Origin of the sequence: Alcanivorax sp. UBA3183, from assembly GCF_002364155.1 — a bacterium.
In the GTDB taxonomy this organism is placed as follows: domain Bacteria; phylum Pseudomonadota; class Gammaproteobacteria; order Pseudomonadales; family Alcanivoracaceae; genus Alcanivorax; species Alcanivorax jadensis.
The window spans coordinates 24,039-35,813 of sequence record NZ_DEXN01000024.1; the positions used below are offsets into that span (position 1 = coordinate 24,039).

The 11,775-nt window shown below is 60.5% G+C and carries 9 protein-coding genes; 3 read left to right on the forward strand and 6 right to left on the reverse strand.

Annotated features, from left to right (window positions below; translation table 11 throughout):
- The first annotated feature begins 11 nt into the window (after positions 1 to 11).
- The gene (gene gspD / locus B3Q33_RS09690; protein ID WP_272962181.1) at positions 12 to 2,072 is read left to right on the forward strand and encodes a type II secretion system secretin GspD; all 2,061 of its coding nucleotides are present in this window, start codon (positions 12 to 14) and stop codon (positions 2,070 to 2,072) included.
- A gap of 111 nt (positions 2,073 to 2,183) precedes the next feature.
- Here the strand turns inward: gspD and B3Q33_RS09695 are convergent, their stop codons facing one another.
- Both B3Q33_RS09695 and B3Q33_RS09700 read right to left on the reverse strand, forming a co-directional pair.
- Positions 2,184 to 3,194 carry a hypothetical protein gene (locus B3Q33_RS09695; RefSeq protein WP_272962182.1) on the reverse strand — a complete coding sequence of 337 codons (1,011 nt, stop codon included), beginning with the start codon at positions 3,192 to 3,194 and terminating at the stop codon, positions 2,184 to 2,186.
- Entirely contained in the window at positions 3,187 to 4,674 is a 1,488-nt protein-coding gene (locus tag B3Q33_RS09700) for an adenylate/guanylate cyclase domain-containing protein (protein WP_232222141.1), read from the reverse strand. Before B3Q33_RS09700 ends, B3Q33_RS09695 begins: the two co-directional genes overlap by 8 nt.
- Before the next feature lie 276 nt (positions 4,675 to 4,950).
- Between B3Q33_RS09700 and B3Q33_RS09705 the strand changes: the two genes are divergently transcribed.
- A complete protein-coding gene (locus B3Q33_RS09705; protein WP_272962183.1) occupies positions 4,951 to 5,916 on the forward strand; it encodes an alpha/beta fold hydrolase in 966 nt (321 codons plus the stop codon).
- Complete coding sequence (locus B3Q33_RS09710) at positions 5,903 to 6,397, forward strand: nucleoside triphosphate pyrophosphohydrolase family protein (protein ID WP_272962184.1); 495 nt, start codon at positions 5,903 to 5,905, stop codon at positions 6,395 to 6,397. The genes B3Q33_RS09705 and B3Q33_RS09710 overlap by 14 nt, the downstream gene beginning before the upstream one ends.
- Before the next feature lie 89 nt (positions 6,398 to 6,486).
- Here the strand turns inward: B3Q33_RS09710 and B3Q33_RS09715 are convergent, their stop codons facing one another.
- The 4 genes from B3Q33_RS09715 to B3Q33_RS09730 form a co-directional block, all read right to left on the reverse strand.
- Entirely contained in the window at positions 6,487 to 7,464 is a 978-nt protein-coding gene (locus tag B3Q33_RS09715; RefSeq protein WP_272974731.1) for a tocopherol cyclase family protein, read from the reverse strand.
- Positions 7,465 to 7,487: 23 nt separating this feature from the next.
- Positions 7,488 to 7,949, reverse strand: coding sequence for a hypothetical protein (locus B3Q33_RS09720; RefSeq protein WP_272962185.1), 462 nt, complete (start codon positions 7,947 to 7,949; stop codon positions 7,488 to 7,490).
- Positions 7,946 to 9,946, reverse strand: coding sequence for a GMC family oxidoreductase (locus B3Q33_RS09725; RefSeq protein WP_272962186.1), 2,001 nt, complete (start codon positions 9,944 to 9,946; stop codon positions 7,946 to 7,948). The genes B3Q33_RS09720 and B3Q33_RS09725 overlap by 4 nt, the downstream gene beginning before the upstream one ends.
- A 218-nt stretch (positions 9,947 to 10,164) precedes the next feature.
- Positions 10,165 to 11,775, reverse strand: a 1,611-nt coding sequence (locus B3Q33_RS09730) for an SDR family oxidoreductase (protein WP_286827503.1), incomplete at its 5' end; no start/stop codon positions are given.

Consider the following 11,775-nt stretch of genomic DNA (forward strand, 5'->3'; position numbering starts at 1 on the left):
TGAGTGGTTTTATGATGTCCTTTTTCAAAGCCTCGGCACGTCGAACACTGATTGTGGTGCTGTTGTCGGTAACGGCTTTTTCCGCCCATGCCCAGGTTGCGGCCAGTGAAGACGGCAAGAGCTGGACGGTGAATATCCGCAATGCGGATATCCAGGCGTTTATTAGCCAGATTGCCGACATGACCGGCAAGAACTTCGTGGTCGACCCCCGCGTTCGTGCCCGGGACGTTACCGTCGTGTCCACCAAGGCGCTGTCTGCCGCAGAGGTCTACGAGCTGTTCCTTTCCGTGTTACAGGTGCATGGCTACGCGGCGGTGCCGTCCGGTGACATTATCAAGATCGTTCCCAACACCACCGCCAAGCAAAGCAACCTGCCGCTGGTAGGCAAGAATGAATCTGGAGGCGAAGCGTTGGTGACCCGGGTGATTCCGGTGGAAAACTCGCCAGTGGAAGAGCTGGTACCGGTACTGCGTCCGCTGGTGCCCCAGTACGGCCACCTGGCCGCCGTGGGCTCGGCCAATGCCCTGATCATCAGTGATCACATGGACAATATTCGCCGTATGGAAGCGATCATTGCCAGTCTGGACAATGCCGAGTCTGAGGACGTGCAGGTGATCAAGCTGGAGCATGCCTTTGCCGGCGACATGGTGAAAATGCTGGAAAGCCTGACGCCGCAGACCGGCGGCCGTCGCGGCAAGACCAAGGACGGGGGTGTGACGGTGGTAGCGGATGAACGCACCAACCGGCTGATCATCAAGGGTGACCGGATTACCCGCCAGCGCATGGCACAGATGATTGGCAACCTGGACACCCCTGCCAGTGCCACAGGCGGCGTGCAGGTGGTGCGCCTCAGTCATGGTGACGCGGAAGCGCTGGCCGAGCTGCTGAAGAATTTTGCCGAGGGCGCCTCGGCGGCCAAGCCGGGTGCAGATGGCAAGACCGCAGCGGCATCCATTACCGGTGACAAGGTTTCCATCCAGGCCGACAAGTCTCTCAACGCCTTGGTGATCCGCGCAGAGCCGGCGATGATGAAGGAAATTATGTCGGTGATCAGCCAGCTGGATGTGCGCCGGGCGCAGATTCTTATCGAGGCTGCCATCGTGGAAGTGTCCGGTGATACCGGCAAGGCACTGGGCTTTCAGTATGTGGGCGGCAGTGACGAAAGCGGCGTCGGCGCCATCAACTTCGGTAACGCGGGGCTTACCATTAACTCCATCGTTCAGGCCTTGGCTACCGATGATCCGTCAGGCCTGGCCCTGGGCGACGGCATTACCATGGGTTTCGGGGAGCAGGACTCCAACGGGGATCTGAAGTGGGGGGCGCTGATCCAGGCACTGTCCACGTCCACCGACGTAAATCTGCTTTCCACCCCCAGCATTCTTACTCTGGATAACCAGGAAGCCTCCATCGTGGTGGGGGAGAACGTGCCCTTCATTACCGGCACTAGTACCAGTACCGGCTCCGGCGTGTCCAATCCGTTCCAGACCATTCAGCGTGAAGATGTGGGCCTGAGTCTTAAGGTGACTCCCCATGTGGCAGGGCTCTCCACCATCCGCCTGGAATTGGAGCAGGAAAATTCCCAGGTGAAGGATTCTGTCGGTGAAGCCGCGGACATCGTTACCACCACTCGCAAGCTGGAAAGTACGGTGCTGGCGGACGATGGCGAGACCATTGCCCTGGGCGGCCTGATTCGCGACAACATCACCAAGACGGTACGTAAAGTGCCGATCCTGGGTGACATCCCGCTGCTGGGTATCCTGTTCCGCTCGACCAGTAACTCGCGAGAGAAGAGTAACCTGATGGTCTTTCTGCGGCCCACTATCCTGCCGGATAACGAACGGCTGCTGAGCATGACCCGGCAGAAATATATGGGTATTACTGCCTTGCAGTTCGAGCTGAATCGAAAGGGGGAGCTGGAGCAGGTAGTGCGCAACCCGCTGCCGGTGAGTCTTGAGAAAGTATTCCAGGGCCGCAGTAACGTATCAGCGGAATATCGTGATGCCTATGAAGCCGAGCAAAACGATTCCCCGAAGAACGTTGAGGTTGAGGATGCTGACAGCGAGGAGGAATAATTCCCTCACCGCTAACAAGTCATAAAAAAACGCGCCTGTCATGGCGCGTTTTTTTTATGACTGTTTATCGACAGCCAGTCGTTTGCGCGGCGCCATGTTTCGGGGGGCTGCCTAGTCGTCTTGCAGGTTGCGTAAGTTAGCCAGCACCCGCCGGCTGCGCTCCAGCTTCTTGTTCAGCTCTTCATTGTCCGGGTAGAGGGGGGCTACCTGCTTCCAGATCCGATAGGCTTCGCGGTATTGGCCGCGGGCGTACAGGGCCTCGCCAGTATTCATCTCTTCGCTAAAACGGCGTCGCGCCCATTGCTCCAGGCGCTCTCGATGGTCAACCAGAACCGGATTGTTCTGATGCTGTTTGAGGAAGTGGCGGGCGGCCAGCAAGGATTCCAGCTGACCATTTCGCTGGTAACGAGCCATCAGTTGTTCCGCTTCTGTGAGCAGGCCGCGATTGTGCCGGGCCCGGGCCCGCTGGCTGGCGTCATTGAGAATCTGTTGTGCTTTGGCCAGTTGCGCAGACGGAGGCTGATCCGGTGCCAGTCGGTGAGCTGCACTCAGCAGGTCGCGCGCTAGCAGCCATTGCTGACGCTGGGCAAAGTACTCCCCCAGCCGGGTCAGATCCTCAACCACCACAAAGCGCTCGTTCGCCAGTTGTTGTCGTTCCTGTTTGGCGCGGGGCAGGTGAAAGCCGCTTAATTTGTCTGTCAGGCCGGTACTTTCCTGTAGGGCCAGAGCCTGGGCCCGGCGCCGTTCAGCCAGTAGTTGGTTGAACTGATATTCTTCCAGGCTGGTCAGGGCAGTAAGCAGTTCGTCCAGGGCAGAGGGGTCCACTACCTTGTCGCGATGGGCCTCAATAAGGGTATGGGCCTGTTGCCAGCGCTGTTTACGGCTCATCGCCTCGGCTTCAAGAATCAGGCGCTGACGGTACTGGTCGCTGGCCAGAATGATGCCCGGGTACTGCTCTTGCAGCAGGGCATACTGGTCGTGATCCGGGTGTGTATCTTCAATGATGGCCGCTGCGCTGGCGTAATTATCTTCCGCCAGGGCCTCGCTGACCCGCCGTTCCGGGTCGCCGAGGGTGGCGCAGCCGCCGAGCAGGGCTGCCATTACCAGGCCGGCCTTACGCACGTTGCGACTCCGTATTCAGTTTTGCCAGGAACTGGGCGATGCGCTGTTCCATCAGGGTTTCTGACAGGGCGTGCACGCCATCAATGCGGAACGTGCCCACCGGTTCGGCCTTGCCGCGGATGCGCATGGCGCCGTATTCAGTGGCGCGTACCCGTGACGCGATGTTGGGGTTGGCCAGCAGTGGCGAGGCAGCAATGATCTCATTGCCGCCGGCCATGTTGGACAGGCGCGAGGCCAGGTTGACGGTATCTCCGACCACGGTGTACTGCATGCGCTCACGGGAGCCCAGGTTGCCGGCCAGCATGGCTCCGGAATTGATACCGATACGGAATTCCACCGTGGTATGGCCCTGGGCGCGACGCTGCTCGTTCAGTCGTTCTACCATTCGCTGGATCATGACCGCGCAGCACAGCCCATGGAACAGGTGCTCGTCATCCTTCTCGGGCACTCCGAAGACAATCATGGCGCAGTCGCCCATGTACTTGTCGATGGTGCCACGGTAGAAGGTGGTGGCGGTGGTGATGGCATCGAAATAGACATTGAGTATGTCGGCAATGGCATCCGGGGGCAGGGTCTCTGACAGCCGGGTGAAGCCGACAATATCGGCAAACACCACGGTGGCATGGACATCGCGGCCACCCAGCTGCACCTGGTCCAGGTCTGCCATCATGTTGTGTGCCACAGACGGGCTGACAAAACGCTTCAGTACCTGCTCCACCTGATCTTTTTCCAGCATGCCGTGGGCCATGGTGTTGTAGGCCTCGATGAGGCCGCCGATTTCGTCATTGCGGCGATCCTGGATCCGGTAATTCAGATCGCCACGACGCATGGCGCTGGTGGCCGCCAGTAGATCGTGAATAGGACGGGCCAGCCGCCGGCTGATCAGGAAAGAGGCGATGATGGCGATCACGCTCATGATCAGCGTGGCATTAATCATGGTGCCCTGTACTGACTCCCGGGCGGCCATGATCGGACGGTCGGACAGGGAAATGGCGGTGTAACCGGCGACGGTGTCGCTCACATCCACGGCAGCGTAGTAAGTGGTGATGGGTTCACCCTGCAGCTCCCAGTGCTTGATCTGTTCCTGAAGCGGGTTGGCGGCCAGAGGTAATATGCCGGCCTTGTCGACCAGGTTGCCACTGCGGTCGAATAAGGCAGCGCCGTGCACGCTGTCGCTGCGGGTCAGGTTATTGAGCTGGACCTTGAGCAGGAAGGTGTCATCGGCCAGCAGGGGTTCGCGCACGGTATTGGCCAGTTGCAGGGCAATGGCTTCACCGAAGGTGTCTGCCTGATCGCGCATGCGGTCCAGTTGATTGTTGAGCAGCAGGGAACCGAGAATGGTCATGCCGCACAGAATCAGCAGGGAAATAGACAAGCCCAGCTTCCAGGCCACCGGGAAGTATTCCGGCACATAGGGAGCCAGCCACTCGCCAATGCGGCTGGGCTTCGTGGGGCGGGCTTGTCCTTGCGGCTCGGTCACGATGCTTCCCTGTTTGAGTCGTAACGGTCACTTTGCGCGCTTGTCAGCGGCGGATCATGCTGTCAGATTCACAGGTCAATCCGGGCAATCTTGGTGGGCCCGGAGTGGCGCTGCCTCGGCTAGGACCGCCGATACGGCGCAGAGTTCTTGTTGGTTTTACACCTGCGCCGACATCACAACAATGAGCAGACGAATATGCTAACAATAGCACTTTCGTCGTGTCGGGTAAGTAGTTGTCTACGGAGACCGGCTGAATCGGAATCGGGAAGAGTGAGTATGGCATTTATGCGTGAGCGGCAGCTGGCTGCCAATGGTCTGGATTTTTTCGTGGCGGAGGCCGGGGAACCGGGAAACCCTCTGGTGTTGTGTCTGCATGGCTTTCCGGAATGTTGGGCCTCCTGGCGCTACCAGTTGCCGGTACTGGCCCAGTCCGGTTACCACGCGGTGGCGCCGGATCTGCGCGGTTATGGTTATACCGGTGGCCCGGCGGAGGTGGATGCCTACCGGCAAAGCGTGCTGGCGGAGGACGTGGTCGCCCTGATCAGGGCGCTCGGCCATGAGTCGGCCATCCTGATTGGCCACGACTGGGGGTGTGCGCTGACCTGGCAGGTGGCGCGCCGCTATCCAGAAATGATTCGTGCGGTGGTGGGCATGTCGGTCCCCTATGGCGGGCCGGCCCCGGAGGCCCCCACCGTGTCCATGCAGCGGCTGTTCGAGGACCGCTTCTTCTACATGCTCTACTTCCAGCAGCCGCAATTGCCGGAGCAGGAGCTGGAAGCAGATGTACCCATCAGTCTGCGCAAGATCTTCCACAGCCTGTCAGCGGATGGTATCGCTGATTTCCGGGCACACCCGGATGACACTGGTTTCCTGCAATCCATGTCTACCCCTGCCGAGCAGCCGCGCTGGATGCGTGAAGAGGATCTGGCCTATTACGTGGAACGTTTCCAGCACAGCGGCTTTACCGGGCCGATCAATTGGTATCGGGCCATGGATGCGTCCTGGGAAGAAAGCCGTGACGACGATAACTGGCAGCTTCCCATGCCCACGCTGTTTATCGGTGGCATGCAGGACCCGGTGATCGTGTTTGGTCAAAAAGCCCTGCAGCGGATGCCCGACTATATTCCGGATCTGCGCACGGTGATGCTGGACCAGTGTGGGCACTGGATCCAGATGGAGCAGGCCGCCGAGGTTAACCGTGAAATGATCGCATTCCTGGAGGAAGTGGATGGCAAAGGCTGAGCAACCCAGCAATTTTCACCGGGTGGCCGAATTTCATCGCGCTTTTTCCCTGCCGGTGGAACCGCAGCCGGTGGTGCCGGACGATGCCACCATCCGTTTGCGTCTGGCCCTGCTGCTAGAAGAGTTTCATGAACTGGCCGAAGCTACCTGCCAGCAGCCCGATGCGGATCAACAGACCTTTCTGGATACTCTGGCGACGGCCAGGGAACAACTGGCTTCGCTCAAGTCATTTCGCGTGGATATGGTAGAGGTGGCCGATGCGCTGACCGATATCAATTATGTGACCTATGGTGCCGGGCATACCTTTGGCATAGACCTGAATGCCACCTGCGAGGAAGTGCATCGCAGCAATATGAGCAAGCTGGGCGCTGACGGCAAACCGGTGAAGGATGCTCGTGGCAAGGTCCTCAAGGGGCCAGCCTACTCGCCGCCGGCGTTGGCTCCGGTGCTGGCCCGTCAGAGCGGTAATGACCCGAAATAATGAGTGAGGCTCGTTTTGCCCTGTGGGTTTGCGTTGCCAGCCACTTTCCGGCGAGTCGTTGGAGCGTTTTCAAAAGCGAACGGCTCAGACTAGATCTGCAGAGCCATCCCCGCAGGCAATCGGTCCGTCAGAATTTCAAACGCCCCGCCATGGGCGCTGTGCAGCATCCGTTCCGGTTGCCCGCGCCGGGACAGGCTAACGGTGACGCTGGCCAGTTTGCTGTTCAGACAGATCTTGTTGCCGCCGGGCGGGTTGTAATAGGTCAGGGCAGCTACCCTGTCTGCCACCGTGGTCATGTTGATGCTTAAGCGAGCATCGCCGTTACCGGTCTGCAGGGCCCACTGGAAAGGGCGGTAGTCCGCATTAGCGCGCAGGGCACGCGACAGGCTGTTGAACAGCAGGGTTTCCCCGTCCAGTCGCAGGGCCGCAATGGACAGTTGTGGGCTGTACAGCGGGCCTACCTTCACCTGGGCGGTGGCGCATTCGAGAAAGGCGTCCGGGGCATTGTCGAAGCCCACCACCTGGCCCCAGGCATAGCGGTCGGTATGCTGGCTTCCCCAGTTATGGTTTTCGCTCCCTGGCCATTGGTCCAGCACGATGGTTTCCCCATTCAGCGTCAGGGTGCCACTGAGGCGGATATGGGGACGGCTGACCAGGGATTTGGCCTTGGGCAGGGGGCGCAGGTAGAAGCTCTCAGGCAGAAACAGCAGTGGGGATTCCCCGTCATCGTAGTGCAGATCCCAGCTCAGTTGTTCGCTGTCCCGGCGCAGTTGCCCCTGCAGGGCACCTGGCTGCAGATGGTTATCGTCGGCGTCCACCTGCATCTGTGAGGTGCTGAAACGGCAGCTTTCCAGGGGGAACTCTTCCTTGAACGCGTGGGTGCATTGCCGGGCACCATCACTCCATACCGCCCACACTTCGCCGAGGGCAGGGCGCCGGTCCCGGGCGCGGAACAGGGTATAGCGAATCCAGATGGCCTGGGGTTTATGCGGGTGGTTGGCGCGCACAAACCAGGATTCGTAGTGGCCGCCTTTGGCGGGTGCCTGCAGGCCGTAGTAGGGAATCATGCGTGGCTCCTGGGTCTGGCCGATTAGCGGGGCGAGCTGACGCTATGATCTTGCTGGTAAGCCTGTTGTTCGTCCACCAGGCGCAGGGCGGTGAACGGGAAGGCCAGCATGCTTTCCCGGTAGGCCACTTCCGCCTGGCCGATGGCCTGCTGGTTCCGGTAGACCGTCATCGGGCAGGTGATCAGCGAGGCGAGCAGGCCGTTGCGACCATATTGCTTCTTGCCTTCCATGCGAAGCATGCCCTGCTCCGGGTGGTTGAAGGTGAGCCAGTAATGGGGGCCGTTCAGATGAATGGTCAGTTCCCCTTCGCAGGCGAAGTCCTCGCCGTCCAGGTTGACAGTGCCGCGAAAGTAACGCGGGGCGCTGACGCTGAAGATGCGGGTGGTAAAGGCGCGAATCTGGAAGGCGAAGGGTTGTTGGTGGCCCTGACTGTCCAGTTGCAGCCAGCCGCTCATGCGTTCCTTGAGTAACAGGCCCAAAGTCATGCGCATTCTCCTTGTGGTGGTGTGTGGGTGGAATCCATATCGTCGAGCAGTTCCCGGGCAAGGATGTCGGCGGCCCGGCTGGCCATGGCCATGATGGTGACCTGGGGGTTGGCGCCCAGGCTGGTGGGCACGCTGGCGCCATCCATCACATACAGGCCCGGGTTATCGAATACCTGGTGATTGCTGTCGCAGACGCCCTGTCGGGGAGAGGCGGCAATGCGGGCAGTGCCCAATGGGTGATAGGCGCTGATCAGGAAATCGGTGGGTTTCAGGGGGGAGCGCAGAAAGCGCGTCAGCTCGGCGCGGTTGTGAATGCGCACGATGCGGTTAAGGCCGGGGATTAAAACCTGCTCGGCACCGGCATCCAGATACCAGCATGCCAGGGCATGGATGCCGCGTTTAAACAGCGTAAAGTCCTGCCGGTTCATATGATAGCGGATCAGCGGCAGGCCCCGATGGGGGCCCCGGCGCACCCGTCCTTCGCTGGTATCGCGGATCATGAAGCCGAAGTAGGCGGTGTGCGGATAGTCTTCGGTAAAGCGCACCCAGTCCCGCCCGAACAGGGGGTTGAGAAGGCTGTGCCCGGCCAGGGGGATAGTGCCGCCTTCGAACATCAGGCCCTGTTCCTCCCAGTCCGATACCCCGTAGCCCTGGGGAATGCTGCGACCGTTGGCCAGATCCTGTTGCGGAAAAAGGGCATTGACCACCCCCGCCGGGTGCAGGGTCAGATGGCGACCCAGATGGCGATTGCGCACGCCTTGCTGTTGCAGGAACATGGGGGTGAACAGGCTGCCCATGGCAACAATGGTGCGCTGGCTGGTGAGTCGCAGGGTTACCGGGTGCCCGGCGGCATTGGTGCCGCTGGCGGTGACGCCGGTAATGCGGCTGCCTTGGCGATGCAGTCGTTCGGCCCGGAAACCACTGAACAGGAAGGCGCCCCGTTCCAGAGCCCGGGGAATGTAGCTCACGTTGGTGGATTGCTTGGCATCCGTGGGGCAGCCGAACTGGCACAGCCCCTGCCCGTCACAGCCCTGGGCATTGCGCATCAGTGGCTGGCGTTGCAAAAACCCGTTGGCGGCGGCGCCCTGGTCGATGATGTCGCCAATAGGGCCGACGGTCTCTGCCGTTGCCTGTTGCACACAGAGCATGCGCTCCACGCCCTCGAACCAGGGTGCCAGGCTCTGCTCGGTGAAATCATGCAGCCCCTGCTCCCGCCAGCGGGCCAGCACTGATGGCGGGGTGCGCATGCAGGTGCCGGAATTGATGGTGGTGGTGCCGCCCACATTGCAGCCCACTGGTACCGGGATGATGGCGTTGCCGGTGGCCACGGTGGCGCCCCAGCTGCGGTAGAGCTTGGGGATCACCTCGGTGAGTTTGCCTGTGAAATGGCTGCGGTCGTAATACTGGCCTTCCTCGATAATCACCACTGCCAGGCCGCGACAGGCCAGCTCGTAGGCCGCTGCGGCGCCACCGGCGCCGCTGCCCAGAATCACCACATCCGCTTCCAGGGTCAGGTCCTCCTTGCAGTCCCGGGCGGCGGTGATCTGCTGTTGCCAGCGAAAGGTTTCGGTCTGGGCGGGCAGTTGTACTGGTTCCCGGCAGCCGGTGGCTTGCTCCACCCGATCATCCAGTACATAGGCGGCCTTGAAGGGCAGGGCCAGCAGGCGCAGCAGTTTGCCGGACACCGTCGTAGCGGCCAGTTTGTCGAGAAAGCGGGCCTGGCGGGCCGCGCTGGCTCGATGGAAGGCCTGGCCTCGTACCAGTCGATGGCGGTTGTTCAGCCACAGTAAACCGGCTTTCAGGCTGCGCTGCAGGGCCGGGTGGCCGGCCAGTTGCGCATCCATCTTGCCGAGCAGGGCATCGGTATCCGCTGCCGGTAGTGTTTCCCCTGCGGGAAAAAGCGCGCGGCACAGGGCGATGGCGGTGGGGTGATGGCGAAGCGTGAGTTGTCCCATGGCTTCAGTGTAGTCAGCTTGGGAATGCGTGCTTGTCTTCACTGACAGCTGCAGATTGTGGCTACGGGCAAAAACCTTGATGTCGATCAAGGCGAGGAAAGGGGCAAGGAGAGAGGATAGCAGCGGGATATGATCCCGCTGCGTATGCTTCCGGTTGTCTCCGGAAACTCTTTGGCCCCGGTCTCCGGGGCCTTTCTTTATTTACGGCACGCATTCATGCAACTGGTGAGGTGCGTGCTCTGCGTAGTGTCTCCTGCCTGTTACCAGTGGATTCCTTTGAAGAGGCGTGAAAAGGCTGCCTGTTCGCGGCGAATTTTCTTCGGTGAGCTTTCCTTGTCGCCCAGGGCCGCGGAGGAATCCGAGAACAGCTTGTAGCCGGTATTCATGATGGTCTCGGTGACCTTGGGCGTCAGGAAGTGCATCACCTGACCCATCACGCCAAGGTTGGTGGCGATGCGCTTGGGCTGGCGCACGATGGCATCGCAGATCATATCCGCTGCCTGGGCCGGGCTGATGGTAGGCACATGATTATAGATCTTGGTGGGCGCGATCATCGGGGTGCGTACCAACGGCATGTTGATGGTGGTAAAGCGAATGCCCTCATGGGCCAGTTCGCTGGAGGCGCAACGGGTGAATGCATCCAATGCCGCTTTCGACGCCACATAGGCGGAGAAACGCGGCGCATTGGTCAGTACGCCGATGCTGGAAATGTTGATCACGTGGCCGCCACCACGCTCAATCATGCCCGGCATCAGCTGCATGATCAGTCTCAGTGCACCGAAGTAATTGAGCTGCATGGTACGTTCGTAATCGTGGAAGCGTTCAAAGGAATGCACCACGGAACGACGGATGGAGCGACCGGCATTGTTGACCAGCACATCCACATGGCCATGGTCTGCAGTCACTTGCTGGATCAGATCATCCACGCTGCTCAGATCTGACACGTCGCAGCTGTAGGCCTGGGCCGTGCCGCCCAGCTGGTCGATTTCGTGCAGGGTCTCTTCCAGTTTTTCGGCAGTACGGGCAATCACCAGCACGGTGGCGCCGGCACGGGCCAGCTTCAGTGCGGTGGCCTTGCCGATGCCGGAGGTGGCGCCGGTAACCATCACTACCTTGCCTTCCACTCGCTCCGGCAGGGTGGGCAGGGGCTGCAATTCATCCTTGCGGTCGCCGCGATCCGGGTCCAGATGGTTTTCCCAGAAATCCCACAGCTGCTGGATATAGCCTTCCAGGTCCGGTACCTGGATGTTGCTGTCGGCCAGAGCCTCCCGGGCCCGACGGTTGTCGTACTCGGTGGGGAAGGTAAGAAACTGCAGCGCAGACGGGGGAATATCCAGGTTCTCCAGCACTGTGTTGACCACCAGCTTGGGGGTCATGGCGCTGACGCCTTTCTTGACGAAGCCGGGGACCACATTGAACAGGCTGTTATCCAGTTTCACCGGCCAGCGCGGGGCTTGAGCGGCACCGGCAATAATGTCCATCAGCTCGCCCAGGTTGTAGCTACGATCAGCGGTGAGATGGAAACACTGGCCATCGTGGTCCGGCTGGTGGGCAATGTGGTCCAGGGAGTCAGCGACAAAGTCTACCGGCACCACGTTGAAGTGGCCGCCTTCCACACCGATCAACGGCATCCAGTTGGGAAGCACATCCTTGAGCTTCTGGATCAGTTTGAACATGTAGTAGGGGCCGTCGACCTTGTCCATTTCGCCGGTCTCGGAATGGCCGACCACCATGGAGGGCCGGTAGATGCGCCACGGCAATTTGCTCTCCTGACGCACCAGTGCCTCGGACTCGTGCTTGGTGAGCAAGTAAGGGTCGTTAAGGCCCGTTGCTTCTTCGAACATGTCCTCGGTAAAGGTGCCGTTATAAAG

What these genes read in the sequence shown, in the direction of transcription:
- B3Q33_RS09705 (WP_272962183.1), top strand. Translation starts at nt 4,951, where the DNA reads ATGGCATTTATGCGTGAGCGGCAGCTGGCTGCCAATGGTCTGGATTTT.
- gspD (WP_272962181.1), top strand. Translation starts at nt 12, where the DNA reads ATGATGTCCTTTTTCAAAGCCTCGGCACGTCGAACACTGATTGTGGTG.
- B3Q33_RS09720 (WP_272962185.1), bottom strand. Translation starts at nt 7,949, where the DNA reads ATGACTTTGGGCCTGTTACTCAAGGAACGCATGAGCGGCTGGCTGCAA.
- B3Q33_RS09715 (WP_272974731.1), bottom strand. Translation starts at nt 7,464, where the DNA reads ATGATTCCCTACTACGGCCTGCAGGCACCCGCCAAAGGCGGCCACTAC.
- B3Q33_RS09710 (WP_272962184.1), top strand. Translation starts at nt 5,903, where the DNA reads ATGGCAAAGGCTGAGCAACCCAGCAATTTTCACCGGGTGGCCGAATTT.